Source organism: Gordonia sp. 34D (assembly GCF_056682775.1).
Genome location: NZ_CM155293.1, coordinates 812,501 through 830,010, shown reverse-complemented (window position 1 = coordinate 830,010; position 17,510 = coordinate 812,501). Strand labels below are relative to the sequence as shown.

Annotated in this window: 12 protein-coding genes and 2 rRNA genes; 1 reads left to right on the top strand and 13 read right to left on the bottom strand. The window is 60.8% G+C overall.

Going from position 1 to position 17,510, the window contains the following annotated elements; all coding sequences use genetic code 11:
* Positions 1–7: 7 nt before the first annotated feature.
* Positions 8–910: a ParA family protein gene (locus AC1L34_RS03790; RefSeq protein ID WP_424293210.1), complete on the bottom strand. Its 903-nt coding sequence runs from the start codon at positions 908–910 to the stop codon at positions 8–10.
* Between the two features lie 163 nt (positions 911–1,073).
* On the opposite strand from AC1L34_RS03790, the gene AC1L34_RS03785 reads away from it, so the two are divergent.
* The gene (locus tag AC1L34_RS03785; protein ID WP_424293209.1) at positions 1,074–1,967 is read left to right on the top strand and encodes an LLM class flavin-dependent oxidoreductase; all 894 of its coding nucleotides are present in this window, start codon (positions 1,074–1,076) and stop codon (positions 1,965–1,967) included.
* A 15-nt stretch (positions 1,968–1,982) separates the two neighbouring features.
* Here the strand turns inward: AC1L34_RS03785 and xerD are convergent, their stop codons facing one another.
* The 12 genes from xerD to AC1L34_RS03725 all read right to left on the bottom strand — a co-directional run bounded on the left by xerD (position 1,983) and on the right by AC1L34_RS03725 (position 17,092).
* Entirely contained in the window at positions 1,983–2,921 is a 939-nt protein-coding gene (gene xerD / locus AC1L34_RS03780) for a site-specific tyrosine recombinase XerD (RefSeq protein WP_424293208.1), read from the bottom strand.
* Between the two features lie 12 nt (positions 2,922–2,933).
* On the bottom strand, positions 2,934–3,560 hold the full coding sequence (locus AC1L34_RS03775; protein ID WP_424321863.1) for an NUDIX domain-containing protein: 627 nt from the start codon (positions 3,558–3,560) through the stop codon (positions 2,934–2,936).
* A gap of 15 nt (positions 3,561–3,575) precedes the next feature.
* Entirely contained in the window at positions 3,576–5,318 is a 1,743-nt protein-coding gene (locus AC1L34_RS03770) for a CTP synthase (RefSeq protein ID WP_424293206.1), read from the bottom strand.
* A 165-nt stretch (positions 5,319–5,483) separates the two neighbouring features.
* Positions 5,484–6,413 carry a copper transporter gene (locus AC1L34_RS03765; RefSeq protein WP_424293205.1) on the bottom strand — a complete coding sequence of 310 codons (930 nt, stop codon included), beginning with the start codon at positions 6,411–6,413 and terminating at the stop codon, positions 5,484–5,486.
* Positions 6,414–6,432: 19 nt separating this feature from the next.
* Positions 6,433–7,620 carry a putative cytokinetic ring protein SteA gene (gene steA, locus AC1L34_RS03760; protein ID WP_424324802.1) on the bottom strand — a complete coding sequence of 396 codons (1,188 nt, stop codon included), beginning with the start codon at positions 7,618–7,620 and terminating at the stop codon, positions 6,433–6,435.
* A 123-nt stretch (positions 7,621–7,743) separates the two neighbouring features.
* A complete protein-coding gene (gene recN, locus AC1L34_RS03755; protein ID WP_424293204.1) occupies positions 7,744–9,486 on the bottom strand; it encodes a DNA repair protein RecN in 1,743 nt (580 codons plus the stop codon).
* An 8-nt stretch (positions 9,487–9,494) separates the two neighbouring features.
* Complete coding sequence (locus AC1L34_RS03750) at positions 9,495–10,463, bottom strand: NAD kinase (RefSeq protein WP_424293203.1); 969 nt, start codon at positions 10,461–10,463, stop codon at positions 9,495–9,497.
* Positions 10,464–10,478: 15 nt separating this feature from the next.
* Positions 10,479–11,369 carry a TlyA family RNA methyltransferase gene (locus AC1L34_RS03745; RefSeq protein WP_424324797.1) on the bottom strand — a complete coding sequence of 297 codons (891 nt, stop codon included), beginning with the start codon at positions 11,367–11,369 and terminating at the stop codon, positions 10,479–10,481.
* 39 nt (positions 11,370–11,408) lie between these two features.
* Positions 11,409–11,684, bottom strand: coding sequence for a hypothetical protein (locus AC1L34_RS03740; protein ID WP_424321864.1), 276 nt, complete (start codon positions 11,682–11,684; stop codon positions 11,409–11,411).
* Between the two features lie 12 nt (positions 11,685–11,696).
* Positions 11,697–13,523, bottom strand: a complete 1,827-nt coding sequence (locus AC1L34_RS03735; protein ID WP_424324796.1) for an HAD-IIA family hydrolase — start codon at positions 13,521–13,523, stop codon at positions 11,697–11,699.
* Positions 13,524–13,688: 165 nt separating this feature from the next.
* Positions 13,689–13,805, bottom strand: a 5S ribosomal RNA gene (rrf, locus tag AC1L34_RS03730).
* 149 nt (positions 13,806–13,954) lie between these two features.
* Positions 13,955–17,092: ribosomal RNA gene (locus tag AC1L34_RS03725) — 23S ribosomal RNA — on the bottom strand.
* Positions 17,093–17,510 lie beyond the last annotated feature (418 nt).

Below are 17,510 nucleotides of genomic sequence, written 5' to 3'. Positions count from 1 at the left end.
GGCTGGCTCACTCGCCGGACTCGTTGCCGGCGATCACCTCTCGTGCCAAGTTCCGATAGGCAATGGCGCCGGACGATTTCGGTGCCCACGAGGTGATTGGTTCCCCAGCAACGGAGGTTTCCGGGAATCTGACCGTCCGGTTGATCACCGTGTCGTAGACGGCGTCACCGAAGACTTCGACGACACGCGCCATCACTTCCCGCGAGTGCAGGGTGCGTTGGTCGAACATCGTGACCAGGATGCCGCCAAGCTCAAGTTTCATGTTGAGACGGTCGTGCACTTTGTCGATGGTGTCGGTGAGCAGTGCGAGGCCTCGCAGGCTGAAGTACTCGCACTCCATCGGAATGATCACATTGTCCGCGCATGCCAGTGCGTTGACGGTCAGCAGGCCGAGGGATGGCTGGCAGTCGATGAGGATGTAGTCGTAGCGGTCGGCGACCGGGTGCAGCGCCCGCGCCAATGCCTGCTCGCGGCCAACCTCGGTGACCAGTTGGATCTCGGCGGCAGACAAGTCGATGTTCGACGGCAGCAGGTCCAAGCCGTCGACACGCGTCCGCATCAGTACGTCGTCAGTTGACGCATACGGCGGGACGAGCAAGTTATGAACAGTTTTGTCGAGATCATGGTGCGGAACGCCGAGGCCCGCCGAAAGCGCGCCCTGCGGGTCAAGGTCGACAAGAAGGACACGCCGACCGTATTCGGCAAGGGCCGCACCGAGATTGATCGTCGAAGTAGTCTTGCCGACGCCGCCTTTTTGGTTGCACATGGCGATGATGACGGCGGGACCGTGCTTGTCGATCCGCTGGGGTTCGGGGATGTCGCGGTAGGGCCGACCAGTGGGCCCGAGCTTTTCAGCATTCACATCGAGTTCGCCCTGCTCCGGCTTCCTACCAGGATGGGATGCACTCACCTGATTGATGCTCCTCCCCGGTCGTGCCCCTGAATTTCATATCTCCAATGATCCTAGTGTGTTCCGGTCAACGGATCGTCGAGGCGCTCCGCAGGGCCCGCCACGGGTCCGATTCGTCCGTAGACTTGCAGACAAATCGCATGGCAAATTGAGGGGATTTCCGATGACTGATTATGGGCTCGATCTCCAATTTGGAGTGTTCCTCACTCCCTCCTCGGCAGCACCTCAACAGGCCGTCGACCTGGCCTTAACCGCCGAAGATGCGGGCTTCGACTCGGTGACCATCCAGGACCATCCGTACCAGCCGAGGTTCCTCGACACGTGGACCCTGCTCAGCTACATCGCGGCCCGAACCGAACGTGTGAAACTGTCTGGGAATGTCCTCAACCTTCCCTTGAGACCTCCGGCAGTTTTGGCGCGCGCGGCCGCCAGCCTCGACCTACTTTCTGGCGGTCGATGCGAGATCGCATTGGGGGCAGGCGGTTTCGTCGACGCGCTCGTCGCGATGGGCGGGCCGCGCCGAACACCCGGCGAAGCCCGTCGCGCGGTTGAGGAAGCGGTGGACGTGATGCGCGCACTGTGGGACACCTCCGAACGCGGCGGCGTCTTTCTTCCCGGCGACTTCTACCCCATCGACGGCGCAAAACGCGGCCCGGCACCGGCGCACCCGATCAGTATCGCCCTCGGCGCACTGGGTCCACGCATGCTCGATTTAATCGGCCGCAAATGTGACGGGTGGCTGCCGTCATTGGGGAACGTGAAGGGCGGAGCGCAAGCGCTGCCTGGATTGAATGCCATTATTGACGGCGCGGCCCGCGGGGCCGGGCGTGACCCGGCGTCGATTCGCCGCTACCTGAACCTGTCGGGCACTTTCGCTAGTTCCCGTACCGGCTTCTTGACCGGTCCGCCGGAATCGTGGGCGACCGACCTTGCCGAACTGACGCAAAACTACGGCATCAGCGGCTTCATCTTTGCCACCGACGATGCCGCCGAGATCGAGGAAATCGGTACGACGGTCTTGCCAGCGACGAAGGAATTGGTGGCCCGGTCCCGGTAGTTTGCGCGTTCACTGCTACCTGGCCCGCGGGTGCGCAGTCGCGTAGACCTCACGCATCGTATTGACCGTCACCAGGGTGTAGACCTGTGTCGTGGTCACGGACGAATGCCCGAGCAGTTCTTGAACAACGCGGACATCGGCACCGCCGTCGAGCAAGTGGGTCGCGAAACTGTGGCGCATCGTGTGCGGCGAGACTTCTTTGTCAATCCCGGCTCGTGCCGCGGCATCAACCAATACCTGCCAAGCGCTCTGGCGTGAGAGGCGTCCACCGCGAATATTCAAGAACAGTGCGGGCGTCGACTTCTTGATTAACGCGGGCCGTCCGCGAACAAGGTAGGCATCCACCGCATCGATTGCGGGTCCGCCGACGGGGACGATTCGTTCCTTGCCGCCTTTGCCGCGCAGAATAACGGCTCGATGTTCCAGGTCGAGGTCATCGATGTCGAGCGAAGTGACCTCTGAGATACGAGCACCGCAGCTATACAGCAGTTCCACGAGCGCGCGATCCCGGAGACTTCGCGGCCCGTCGCCGATCCCGGCGGCTTCCAGAATCGCGAGCACATCGTCGACGGGTAGCGATTTGGGAAGTCGTCGAGCGGGTTTCGGCGGCCGAACTGTGCGGGCAACGTCGGTGACGGTGAGTCCCTCCGCCGCGCAGAACTTATGAAAGCCGCGCGCCGCCACCAAGGTGCGAGCAACGGACGAGTCGGCGAGCCCTGGCACCTGGCGTTCCGGGTCACCGCGCCTGAGCGCGACCAAAAACTCACGGACGGTCTCCTCATCGACCCGACGCATATCGGTGATACCGCGCCCGGCCAGAAACTCTCGATACCGGTCAAGGTCACGCCGGTACGACACCACCGTGTTGACGGCCGAACCACGTTCGACGGTCAGGTGATCAAGGTAGAGCGCGATCGCGGAACTTACCTCAGCCGATGTAGAAAGTTCCGCCATCGCCTTCTTCGCTTACTTGCGTGCCGCAAAAGCGGTCGGCTCATCGAGCCAGGGTGCCGTTGTCGCGCGGAGGTCGATGCTGGCCGCATCCGCTGCCGCCGTTGCCAGAATTCCGGCAACCGCAGTGGCGTTAACAATCTCGCCAGAGAGAGCGAGTCGGACGGCCTCGGAGAGCGGAACCCACTCCAGAACCAGGTCGGCTTCCTCGTGCTCCCGGTCGGCGGCCGCCAACTCGGTCAGGTCTTCGGCGAGGTACACCCGCAAGGCTTCATCCGTGAATCCCGGCGACACCACGAGATCCACCAGGAGTCGCCAGCGCGTGGCAGCCAGGTCAGCCTCCTCCGCCAGTTCCCGCTGGGCAGCCGTCAATGGGTCCTCATCGGGTCCGCCATCGAGCAATCCGGCGGGCAACTCCAACAGACGTCGCCCCACCGGATGCCGATACTGACGGACCATCGCGATACGACCGTCGCCGTCACGTGCGACGACGGCGACTGCGCCGTGGTGTTCGACGACTTCCCGCTTCGCCGATCGCCCGCCCGGCATGGTCACGTCGTCGACGCGAAGTGCCAGGATTGCACCGGAGTACTCCGTTCGTGACGACGTTGTCGTGAACTCGTGCGTACCTGCTTCCGTCATGCCGAGTTGATCCGACTACTTGACGCTGGTTGCATCGGCGACGACGTCGCCCTCAACGTCGGTGGGGTCGTAACCGTCGAGTTCCACTGGCAGCCGAACCGCTGTCTTGTACTTGAGCGCGGCTTCGATGAACGACTTGAACAGCGGGTGCGGACGCGTCGGGCGGCTCTTCAGTTCCGGATGCGCCTGGGTGGCGACAAGGAACGGATGAACTTCCTTCGGGTACTCGACGAATTCGACGAGGTTCCCGTCCGGTGACGTCCCCGAGATAACGAGGCCGGCTTTGGCGATGGTGTCGCGGTAGTCGTTGTTGACCTCGAACCGGTGACGGTGACGTTCGCTCACTTCGGTGGTCCCGTACGAGCGAGCAACCTGTGAACCCGCCAGCAGTGTTGCCGGGTAGGCACCGAGTCGCATGGTGCCGCCGAGATCGGCGTCGCCCGCGACCGCAGCCTTCTGATCGACCATCGTCGCGATGACCGGTGACGGGGTGTCAGGGTCGAACTCGGTGGAACTGGCGTCGGCGAGTCCGGCCTGGCGTGCTGCTTCGATCACCACGCACTGCAAACCGAGGCACAGCCCAAGAAGCGGGATCCCGTGTTCGCGCGCGTAGGTGATGGCACCCAGCTTGCCTTCAATACCGCGGATACCGAAGCCACCGGGCACCAGGACACCGTCGACGTCGCGCAGGGCCGCCTGTGCACCCTCGGGAGTTTCGCAGTCGTCCGATGGAACCCAGGAGATTTCGGTGCGCGTCCGGTGCGCGAAACCGCCGGCACGAATCGCTTCGGTCACCGACAGGTATGCGTCGGGCAGGTCAATGTACTTGCCGACCAAGGCAATTCGTACTGTCTCTCGCGGCGAGTGGACACGGTCGAGGAGGTCGCCCCACACAGTCCAGTCAACGTCGCGGAACGGCAGACCCAACTGACGCACCACGTAGGCGTCCAGTTGCTCGGAGTGCAGGACCTTCGGAATGTCGTAGATCGACGGCGCGTCGGGCGTCGAGATGCAGCCGTCAATATCAACGTCGCACATCAGCGCGATCTTCTTCTTCAAGGCTTCCGGCACCGGGCGGTCACACCGCAGAATCAGCGCATCGGGCTGAATACCAATGCTGCGCAGAGCGGCAACTGAATGCTGGGTGGGCTTGGTCTTGAGCTCACCGGACGGTGCCAGGTACGGAACCAGCGAAACGTGCAGAAAGAAGACATTTTCGCGGCCCAAGTCGTGGCGGATCTGGCGCGCGGCCTCCAAGAACGGCTGCGATTCAATGTCACCGACCGTGCCACCGATTTCGGTAATCACGACATCCGGTGTTTCGCCGTCGGCGTCAGGATTGTGCATCGCGATCATTCGCGACTTCAGTTCGTCGGTGATATGCGGGATCACCTGGACGGTGTCGCCGAGGTACTCGCCGCGACGTTCCTTCGCGATGACAGTCGAGTAGACCTGTCCGGTGGTGACATTGGCCGAGCCAGAAAGGTTCCGGTCCAGGAAACGTTCGTAGTGGCCAACATCGAGGTCGGTCTCGGCACCGTCTTCGGTGACAAAAACTTCCCCGTGCTGGAAAGGGTTCATCGTGCCTGGGTCGACGTTGAGATAGGGGTCGACCTTCTGCATCGTCACCCGCATCCCCCGTGCGGTGAGGAGTTGTCCCAGGCTCGAAGCCGTCAGACCTTTTCCTAATGACGAAGCGACACCACCGGTCACAAAGATGTGCTTAGCTCCGGCGCGCTTGCCACGCAGTGATCGCAATTTTTCTCCCGTCGGGCGACTCAAGCCTGAAGTGCGAATCGTTAATACCTACGGGACTTCAGCCTAACAGCAGTTGACCCGATTGCGGCCATGAGCAGCGAACACCACAGTCATTCGGTGTGTTGTGACCGTGAACTCGCGCGTCGTCCTGGGGTTTCGCACCGATTACTTCGCTGGCGCAGCCCCGACTGTGATGGCGGTCGCCCCGGTGCCGGTACCGTAGGCACCCGTTCGTCCCTGTGTTTCATCGCTCAACGCCATGACGGTGGTGAGCTGTCCGGTCTCCTGGTTGATGTTGTCGACGGTACTGACGGCATTGTTCAGCGACGGATCCGATCGGACGACGCTGATACCCGAACCGCCATCTGCCGAACCGTTACGGCCGACGAGCGCCCCACCTTGGCCGCGTGAGGCCATCGCAGCGGCAAGGCGACCAACGAGTTGGCCCTGTGCCCCGGAGTCGGCGGGAAGCGCACCGCCGGTCACTACCAAGACGAGATCGGCGGGCTTGATCGATCCCTCCGCAAACTCCAGGAATCCTCCCTGGCGCAGCGTCTGCAGCACCGTCGACCGGTCGGCGTCGGAGGCTGGCTTCTGCCCGGCCCGCGACAGCAGCGCTACGCCGAGGAGGTCGCCAATTCGTGAACCGGAGTCGGTGTATTCAACGCGCAACTGGGCACCCGCCGGTATCGACTGGTCGACAACGGTCCGCAGCTTGGAAGCCTGCTCATCGCGCACCAGCGTCGTCGTCAGAGCCATCTGCCCGGAAACGGTGCCGCCAGCGTCGTTAATCAGTCCCTTGAGCTCTTCAACGTCACCGTCGGCGGCATCGGGTGCGGTCACGACAAGCACGCTGCGCTTGTCGAGCATGTTCTTCGTCAGCTGCGGTCCAATAGCCTTGATGAACGCGTTGTCGTTGCCGACTTCGGTGTTCAAGACCTCGTTCTGGTCTTGCAGCTTGCCAATCTTGTCGCGGTCGGTGCCGGTCAGCGAATTGACCCGGTCACCAATGAACCCCGACCCCAGGAAAAGTCCCAGGGTCAGGGCCACAAACACCGCGATCAACGATATTGCGTGCTGTCGCATGGAGATCATTTACGGCTCCGGAGTCCAATCATTTAGTAGTCCAAACGCTGGAAACCCAGTCTGCCAACGCATTCCACTGATCCACGATCCAATCGCTGGCCGCCGCGCCGCCGCCCTGCGTGATGACGACGGTCGCGATGATCGCGACGAGCGCGGCGATCATCAACATGGCGATCAAGGTGCCACTGACCCGACTGCGGTAGAGCGTGGCAACAGCCTTGGCGTCAACAAGTTTGGGTCCCACCTTGAGGCGGGTCAGGAAACGCGACGGGATCTGGTCTCGCAGTTCACGGTCGAAGAAGTCGTTCAGCGATCCGCTGAATCCGGCGGTCACGATCAGTGCGGCGTCGTGATAGTCGGCGAGCAGCAACGCAAGGTCGCCTGCCGAGCCCGCAGCCGGGAACGTCGTGGCTCCGATACCGAGGTCCTGAATACGTTCGAGGCCGGGGGCGTGACCGTCCGGATCGGCGGGCAGGACCACCTCGGCACCGCACTTGAGCGTTTCCACTTTCATCGAGTCCGGGTCGCCGACGATGATCGACGGCCGGTATCCGGCTTTCATGATGGTGTCGGCGCCAGCCCCCACACCGATCATGACCGGCTGGTACTCCTTGATGAAGGGTTTGAGTGCCTTCAGATCCATCGCACGATCGGATCCTTCGGCCACAATCACCACGTGACGCTTGTCGAGGTTGACGTTGACCTTGGGAACGCCGACGCCGTCGATCAGTAGCGGTGATTCGCTGCGAATGAACTCGATGGTGTTGCCGGAGAACGCTTCGAGATGGTCGACCAAACCACTCTTGGCGTCGAGCATCAGGTCGGCGATGTCGCGCTCGGTCAACTCTTGACCGCGGGCGACAACCCGCTCACCGATGTATAGCTTTCCTTCGTTCAAGCGGACGCGGGTGCCGTCTTTGACCCGCGAGAACACTTCGGGTCCCACATTGTCGATGAGCACAATGTTCGACGCGACGAGCACCTCGGGACCGAGGTTCGGGTAGCGACCGGTGATCGACTGCGAAACGTTGATGACCGCGGCGACCTCGGCTTCGACGAGCGCGTCTGCGGTGACCCGGTCGAGGTCGATTTGATCGAGGATCACGATGGCACCGTGATCGACGCGACTGACCAACCGTTTCACGTCTTTGTCGATTCGGGCAATCCCGGTGATTCCGGGGAGAGCTTCGGTGTTACGGGAGAGCAACGCTGGCATCCTCATGCGTCCCATAGTGACCTCGAGTCACAGAAGTAACACGGAGGCGCGCCGTACCAATGTCAACTTTCGCCACATTGGAAACAAGCGGTTGATGGGGGAAGCGGGTGCGACAGCGACCCGCTAGCTAGCCGAACGTGCCTGTTCGGCTGTCGCCAGCAGTTCTTCGGCGTGTGCCCGCCCGGTCTCCGAATCGCCGAGTCCGGCCAGCATGCGCGCCAGTTCAGCGATTCGCTCGTCACGCTCCAGGCTGGTGAGTGTCGAGCGCTGCTTGCCCTGTTTGCCCCCGCCGGATTTGCCAATGACCAAGTGAGTGTCGGCGAACGCCGCTACCTGAGGCAGGTGCGTCACAACGATCACCTGGTGTCGCCGAGCCAGTCGCGCCAGGCGTGCACCAATTTGAACGGCCGCCGCCCCGCCAACGCCTGCGTCAACCTCGTCGAACACCATGACGCCACCTGAATCAGGTTCCGCCAGAACCACTTCCAATGCCAGCATCACGCGTGAGAGTTCACCGCCGGACGCCGACTTCGCGATCGGCAGCGGCGCAGCACCCTTGTGTGAAACCAGTCCGAACTCAACACGATCGGCGCCGTCGCCACCCGCGTGTGCACGTTGCCCGTCGATTTCTATTGCCAGCCGATCATCTTCTGCCGACAGCAGCGACACCGACACAGATAGCTCCGAGCCACCCATTGCCAGGCCGGTGAGTTCGGCAGAGACCTTACTCGCCAGACTCTTTGCCGACTTGACGCGCTGTGAATGCAGTTTGCCCGCAAGCTCGGTGACCTTTGCGCGCGCGTGCTCGGCGTTGCGCTCGAGTTCGTCGATGGACCCTTCTGGATCGTCGATCTGTGCCAGCCGCCGTTCTGCCTCATCACGCCAGGCGAGAACACCGTCGACATCCGCGGCATACTTTCGCGTGAGCGCCTTAAGCGCTGCCTGGCGATTCAGCAGAGCGTCAAGATCGCCCGCATCTTCGGGAAGACCACCGAGGTAGGCGGTGAGTTCCTGTCCGAGGTCGGCCACGACGGTCAACGCTTCTGCCACGCGGGGATACAACTCGCGGAGTGCGTCATCGGACGCCGATTCCAGCAATGAACGCACAGTGCCGAGGCCGTCAATCACCGACGATCCGTCGGAACCGGCCACAATCCCCTGCGCCCGCACGGCGGTGTCTCGGATCTCTTCCAAGTCGGTCATCCGTCGAATGGTGGTGACGAGATCCGAGTCTTCGCCTGGTTCCGGTGCTACCGCGGCGATTTCGTCAATGCCGAACCGCAGACGGTCCGCCTCCTGCGCCAGTTCGCGAGAATTTGCACGGCGGCGATCGAGTTCGTCAAGAATCTCCACCCACTCGGTGCGCGCGGCCCGGTACTTCTTCAGGACAGTCGTCGCGGCCGAACCGGAATAGCGGTCCAGGGCACCGCGCTGCTGATCGGGACGAATCAATCGCAACTGGTCGTTCTGTCCGTGGATGGCGAGTAGTTCCCCGGTCAACTGGGCAAGCGTCCCGACAGGTACCGATCGACCACCCAGGTGTGCCCGAGAACGACCATCAGCGTTGACGGTGCGCGCCGCGATGACAGTGTCGTCGTCATCGAGTTCGGCACCGGCGTCGTCGAGCATGGCTGCGACATCACCGCGATCCGCCGGAAGCCGAAACCGGCCCTCAACGATAGCTTTGGCATCGCCCGTGCGGACACGACCGGCATCGGCTCGAGCCCCGGACAGCAGTCGCAGGCTCGTCACGATCATCGTCTTACCGGCTCCGGTTTCACCGGTCAGGACGGTGAAACCGGGATGAAACTGTGCCGATGCGGATTCGAGGACGCCCAGACTGCGGATGGAGAGTTCTTCCAGCACCTGAGAGTTCAGCTCCTTCCACGCCAACCGGTAACCGGCAGCGAGAATTTGGTGACGAGACGGTCGGCGAATGGCTCGGAGTTAATCCGCACCCAGCGCAGTGAACGCTGTGCGCGAACTACCTCCACGCGTGATCCGGCCGGAACGTCAAGGATCCGACGACCGTCGCACAGAGCAACTCCGTCGCGCCCGTCGCGATGGACCTCAACCGCCACCCGCGACCGCGGGCTGGTCACCATCGGGCGGGCGAAGAGTGCATGCGCGTTGCTCGGCACCACAAGGATCGCTTCGAGGTCCGGCCACATAACCGGCCCTCCCGCGGAGAACGCGTACGCCGTCGACCCGGTTGGTGTCGACACCAGAAGCCCGTCGGCACCGAATGCGGCCACCGGGCGGCCGTCGACTTCGATGACCAATTCGAGGACACCGTTATGCGTCGAGTTCTGGACGACAACCTCGTTGAGAGCCCAGTCGACCGACCGTGGCACGTCGCTACCGGGGTCCACGACGCCGACGTCGAGCACCATACGATCAACAACTCGGTATTCGCCGCCGATGAGACGGTCGAGCACTTCGTCGATGCTGTGGGCTTCGGCTTCTGCGAGGAAGCCAATGTGTCCCAGGTTGACGCCCATGATCGGTACGCCAGCCGGGTACGCAAGCTCAGCGGCACGCAGGAAGGTGCCGTCGCCGCCGAGGACGAGGACCAACTCGCAGCCTTGAGCAGACGCCGAATCGGCTTGTGTCACTTCTACTTCAGCGCCCGCTTCCCGCAGCATCTGCGGGTCGACGGGATGCGTCTGAACAAAGGGCTGTGCGGGCAGCCTGGTGTCGTGGTCCACCACCCGCAGGGCAATACCCGCTTCCCCGCAGCGCCGGGCGATGGTCAGGAGCGTGTTGGTGACCTCGTCGCGGCCGGTGTGCGCAACAACGAGGAATGTCCGGCGGTGCTCCCCCACATTGTCGGGTGTTGGCATCTTCGGTCCCCCTCTCTATTGCGGTCCGTCGGCGACGGCTTGATCGATCATGGCTCGAATCCGCTGACCTTCTTCTCCGTCAGCCCACCGTTGGCTTGGATCGACCTCACTTGCATTAACGGTATCTGGCCGCTCTCCGGCCTCATCGTCGGCCAACGGCTTGTGCAGCCATAGGAAGAACTCAACATTCCCAGATGGCCCAGGCAACGGACTCGCGACCACGGCCCGGGTACGCAGTCCCAGCCTCGCTGCGGTAACAGCTACATCTTCGACCGCCTCGGCACGCAGTGCCGGGTCGCGAACCACACCACCGGAACCCACACGATCCTTGCCGACCTCAAACTGTGGCTTCACCATTGGCAAGGCGTCGCCGCCGGGCTGCAGGCAGGCCGCCAACGCGGGGAGAACCAGCTTCAGCGAAATAAATGACAGATCACCGACAATCAAGTCGACCGGTCCGCCAATGTCGTCGGGGGTCAGGCTCCGCACATTGGTCCGGTCGTGCACGTGGACGCGCTCGTCGGTTTGCAGCTTCCAGACGAGCTGTCCGTAGCCGACGTCCACCGCCTCGACTTCCCGTGCGCCGCGCCGCAGGAGGACGTCGGTGAATCCGCCGGTCGACGCTCCGGCATCGAGGCAGCGCTTGCCATCGACGGTGACGCCAAGCGGTTCGAACGCTTCCAGTGCCCCAAGGAGCTTGTGCGCTCCCCGAGAGGCCCAATGCTCGGTGTCGACTTCTTCGACCACCACGATCGGGGTGTCTCGAGCGACGTTGGTCGCGGCTTTACTCGCTTGGGTGCCGTTGACTTTGACGTTGCCTGCCTCGATCAGCTCGCGCGCTGCTTCCCGGGAGCGCGCCAGCCCCCGTCGGACCAGCTCGGCGTCGAGGCGGGCTCGGGCCGCCATCAGCGCACCTCGACCCGTGTAGAAATCGGCTGTCGATTCTTAGCCACGGCCAGCGTCTTCCAGGACTGCTGCCAGTTGGTCGTGCGCTTGGGTCAGCAACTCGGCCTGACGCCCCAGTGAGGCGAGGTCGACGGTATCGTCGGCCATTTCGCGAACCATTGCCGCCTCTTCGAGCAGCATTGCCACATCCGCCAGTCCGGGATGTTCGGCTGGGTTACCTGGCTCGGCGTTCCGTTCAGCGGCCTGCGAGGCGAGCGCTGCAGGCGACGGTCCGGGTCGCTGGGCGTTCACGCCCTGCGGATTGAATTCAGTCATCTCCGCTCCAGGCTAACGCAACGGATTAAGCCCGAGTTCGACCAGCGCCTTCTCCGACGCGTCGTCTTCGGCCGCGATACGAAGGTCGAATCCGCCAACATCGGCCGTCCACACACCGTGTGCCAGCGCAGCCGCGAGATCGGCGACGGTCCCGTCCCCGCGCGAGCCAACCGAAACATGCTGCTGGTTGACCTCAACACTCCACGCTCGCCGAGGACCGATAAGTGATTGCTCCGCCGGTTCGCGAAGCGCCGACATGTCTTTCGCAACGTAGGTGGGTCGCTGCTCGACGACGGCTGCCAGCAGTTCGACTCCGGTGGTGACTCCACCGAGCACGAGGAGACTGTCGATACCGACGGTATTGGCACCCTCGATATCGGTATCGAGGCGATCACCAATCATCAGGGGGCGTTGGCCGGTGGTCCGGGCCAGTGCGCCACGCATGATCGGCGCCGCGGGCTTGCCCGCGACGATGGGCTCAGCCCCGGTCGCAGATGCCACAGCGGCCACCATGGAACCGTTGCCGACAAGGAGTCCGCGTTCGGTCGGAAGTGTGGTGTCAACGTTGGTCGCGAACCAGGTGGCACCGCGACGGATCGCGAGCGCCCCTTCCGATAGTTGCGCCCATCCGGTATCTGGTGAGTGCCCCTGAATTACCACGACCGGATCATCATCTGCGGACTCGACTACTTCAAGGCCGGCGTCCCGAATCTCCTGGCGCAAGGCTTGCGACCCGACCACAAGAACTTTCGATCCCGGTTCGACGGTTTCGGCCACCAATTGGGCGCCTACTTGTGCGCTGGTAACTACCTGCTGCGCGGTCGCCGGAAATCCGAGGCTGGTGAGCTTCTCCCGGACTTCTGCGGGACTGCGGCTGGCATTGTTCGTCACGTAGAGAACATTGTCACCAGCATCAACAACAGCTTCGCGAGCATTGGGAACTACATCGGTGCCGGTATAGAGGGTTCCGTCCAGATCCAGCAGCAACACGTCGTACATGTCGCCGAGTGTCTGCGCTTGCTCTTCCGTCGCGTCACTGCCGGCAGTGTTGCTGTCGCTCTGGCTCACTGCCAGGGTTGCCGCGCCTTCGAGAAGTTCCATCAGGCGGAACTCGGCGTCGGTTTGGTCATCGATATCGGCGGCCGCGGCATTCTGGAACCAAGTGACGGCTTCGCTGCGGCGTCCGGCTGCATCGAGTGCAGACGCATAGGCATAAAACAGGCGTGCCGCTTCAGTCCCGGTACGGCCCGGGTTGAGATCATGGGTGGCGAGAGACTTCACAGCAGTCTCGGGGGCCCCAAGGTCGATCAATGCGCCGGCCTTCACCATCGCCATTTCAAGGGCGCTATCGCCGACGAGACGCCTTCCGGCTTCACTGTCTGCGATTTCGACGGCTCGTAGCGAATGGCCGAGGCCGCGTTCGCTATCTGCAATAAGCGGAAGCAATTCGTCGTTGCCGTTCATCCGCAGTGCGGCCCGCAATTCGGAGATGGCTTCCTGCCACTCACCGACCGAATAGGCGACGATGCCTGCGGTTTCTCGTACGACGCCGATCCGTGCTGCTCGTGCCCGTGCAGCACGGGCATGCTCGAGAGCCAGTTCGGGATCGTCCTCAAGTAGGTCTGAGGCCATAACGAGGTGCCGTGCGACTCGATCTGCGGTTGCCTTATCGAGGGCTTGCAGATCCCGTCTCACTTCGGGGTCTAAGTCGGAGGCCGAAACGTTGTCGGCAATCGCCGGCCCGGACATGGTGTCCTTACCCGCTGATCGTCGACGACCGTTGTTTCGACCGCCTGCATCACGACCACCCGCATCGCGACCACCACCAGTGCTGCTCATAACCATCCAATCTATTCGTCGACCTGCACCTTTGGCTAATCCGCCGTGAGCCTGTGCTGGCCCGCAACCGTGCAGTGGGTGCCGCTCGGAGAACCCGAAGAAGAGGGTGCCTAAATGAGTCAAGCCCCCGAACCATTGCTGGTTCGGGGGCTTGGCTTAAATTGTGTTCGGCGGTGACCTACTCTCCCACACCCATTACAGTGCAGTACCATCGGCGCAGGTGGGCTTAGCTTCCGGGTTCGGAATGGGACCGGGCGTTTCCCCACCGCTATAGCCGCCGTAACTCTATGAAACTGTCCGACCAACCCCAGCTTTGACCGCTCACGCAGTCTACACACGGGTTGGTGTGTTGTTTCAGAGGTGCATAGTGGATACGCGTATCACGTGTGTCTTCAACTTTCGACTCACACACATTTAAAATGGTGAGTGTTGTTGGTAAGTCCTCGGCCGATTAGTACCAGTCACCTGAACACATTGCTGTGCTTACAGTTCTGGCCTATCAACCCCATAGTCTGTAGGGGGCCTTACCCCACCCGAAGGTGGGTGAGAAACCTCATCTTGGAACAGGCTTCCCGCTTAGATGCTTTCAGCGGTTATCCCTTCCGAACGTAGCTAACCAGCAGTGCTCCTGGCGGAACAACTGGCACACCAGAGGTTCGTCCGTCCCGGTCCTCTCGTACTAGGGACAGGTTTCCTCAAGTTTCTAGACGCGCGCGGCGGATAGAGACCGAACTGTCTCACGACGTTCTAAACCCAGCTCGCGTGCCGCTTTAATGGGCGAACAGCCCAACCCTTGGGACCTACTCCAGCCCCAGGATGCGACGAGCCGACATCGAGGTGCCAAACCATCCCGTCGATATGGACTCTTGGGGAAGATCAGCCTGTTATCCCCGGGGTACCTTTTATCCGTTGAGCGACACCGCTTCCACTTGCCGGTGCCGGATCACTAGTCCCGACTTTCGTCCCTGCTCGACATGTACGTCTCACAGTCAAGCTCCCTTGTGCACTTACACTCAACACCTGATTGCCATCCAGGCTGAGGGAACCTTTGGGCGCCTCCGTTACATTTTAGGAGGCAACCGCCCCAGTTAAACTACCCACCAGGCACTGTCCCTGAACCAGATCATGGTCCGAGGTTAGAAGCCCAATACGATCAGAGTGGTATTTCAACAACGACTCCACCAACACTAGCGTGCCAGCTTCACAGTCTCCCACCTATCCTACACAAACCGCACCGAACACCAATACCAAGCTATAGTGAAGGTCCCGGGGTCTTTTCGTCCTGCCGCGCGTAACGAGCATCTTTACTCGTACTGCAATTTCGCCGAGCCTGTGGTTGAGACAGCAGAGAAGTCGTTACGCCATTCGTGCAGGTCGGAACTTACCCGACAAGGAATTTCGCTACCTTAGGATGGTTATAGTTACCACCGCCGTTTACTGGGGCTTAAATTCTCAGCTTCACCAACAAAGTTGATTAACCGGTCCTCTTAACCTTCCAGCACCGGGCAGGCGTCAGTCCGTATACATCGTCTTACGACTTCGCACGGACCTGTGTTTTTAGTAAACAGTCGCTTCTCTCTGGTCTCTGCGACCACCACCAGCTCCAGACGTCAAGTCCTTCACCAATCGTGGTCCCCCTTCTCCCGAAGTTACGGGGGTAATTTGCCGAGTTCCTTAACCACAGTTCACTCGATCGCCTTAGTATTCTCTACCTGACCACCTGTGTCGGTTTGGGGTACGGGCCGTGTACCAACTCACTAGAGGCTTTTCTCGACAGCATAGGATCACTGAATTCGCCTCAACGGCTACGCATCACCTCTCAGGATATATAAGACACGGATTTGCCTATGCCTTTCCCTACAGGCTTACACCAACTATTCCATCAGTTGGCCCAGCTACCTTCCTGCGTCACCCCATCGCTTGACTACTACACCCAAGGTCCCATGCAGCCATCCCCAGAGAAATCCGAAGAAATCAAAGAAGACTTTTGGATGGTTAGTACAGATGATTCATCATTGGGCGCGGATACACGGGTACGGGAATATCAACCCGTTGTCCATCGACTACGCCTGTCGGCCTCGCCTTAGGTCCCGACTCACCCTGGGCGGATTAACCTGGCCCAGGAACCCTTGGTCATCCGGCGGACAAGTTTCTCACTTGTCTTTCGCTACTCATGCCTGCATTCTCACTCCCACACCCTCCACAGCTAGATCACTCCGCTGCTTCCATGGATGCAGGACGCTCCCCTACCCACCCACACCACTAGACAAGCTCCCGCAGGAACAAGCCGATGTAATATGTGAGTGCCGCGGCTTCGGCGGTGTACTTGAGCCCCGCTAAATTGTCGGCGCAGAATCACTTGACCAGTGAGCTATTACGCACTCTTTCAAGGGTGGCTGCTTCTAAGCCAACCTCCTGGTTGTCTCAGCGATCCCACATCCTTTTCCACTTAGTACACGCTTAGGGGCCTTAGCCGGCGATCTGGGCTGTTTCCCTCTCGACTACGAAGCTTATCCCCCGCAGTCTCACTGCCACGCTCTCACTTACTGGCATTCGGAGTTTGGCTGACGTCAGTAACCTAGTAGGGCCCATCGGCCATCCAGTAGCTCTACCTCCAGTAAGAAACACGCAACGCTGCACCTAAATGCATTTCGGGGAGAACCAGCTATCACGGAGTTTGATTGGCCTTTCACCCCTACCCACAACTCATCCCCTCCATTTTCAACTGAAGTGGGTTCGGGCCTCCACAAAGTCTTACCTCTGCTTCACCCTGGCCATGGGTAGATCACTCCGCTTCGGGTCTAGACCCAGCGACTCAAACGCCCTATTCAGACTCGCTTTCGCTACGGCTACCCCACACGGGTTAACCTTGCCACTGAGCACTAACTCGCAGGCTCATTCTTCAAAAGGCACGCCATCACCCCCACACCAAAGTGTCGGAAGCTCTGACGGATTGTAAGCGCTCGGTTTCAGGTACTATTTCACTCCCCTCCCGGGGTACTTTTCACCTTTCCCTCACGGTACTAGTCCGCTATCGGTCACCAGAGAGTATTTAGGCTTACCGGGTGGTCCCGGCAGATTCACAGCAGATTCCACGAGCCCGCTGCTACTTGGGAACCCTCGAAGTCAGTCAACACACTTTCGGCTACGGGACTCTCACCCACTACGGCAGACCATTCCAGGCCACTTCACCTAACATGTCGATTTATCACTAACCAACTATCCGGCAGAATAGTTAACGAAGGCCCCACAACCCCACACGCACAACCCCTGCCGGGTATCACATACGCATGGTTTAGCCTCATCCGCGTTCGCTCGCCACTACTAACGGAATCACTATTGTTTTCTCTTCCTGTGGGTACTGAGATGTTTCACTTCCCCACGTTCCCTCCACACCCGCTATACATTCACAGGTGGGTAACACGACATCACTCGTGCTGGGTTTCCCCATTCGGACACCCTCGGATCACAGCTCGTTTGACAGCTCCCCGAGGCTTATCGCAGCCTACTACGTCCTTCATCGGCTCCTGGTACCAAGGCATCCACCGAACGCCCTAAAACACTTACAACAACACCCACAAACACACCCCACCACCACACCCTCAAAAAGAGGCAGCCGTGAGGCACGAAAGTGGACATCTTAAACACAAAAAATTCACACAACCAAGACAAAACAAATTTTTGTATTAGCCGCATAAACCAGAATTGAAATTGCAGAACACACACTCAACACCCGAACCACCACAAGGGCAGCCGAATCATTGAGCATAGATGCTCGCATCCACTATGCACTTCTCAAACAACACACACCCACCACACCCTGCACCCCACAGCCAAAACTGTCACGGGCGGAAAGCAGTGAGTATCAAGAAAAAACAAGCCCAGAAGAGCGTGTTCTCTCAGAACCCCGATAGTGTGTTTCGTTCACAACCAACAATCACTCGCCGGTCGACCACCACCAGCCCCTCACACCTAGTGAGATGCCGG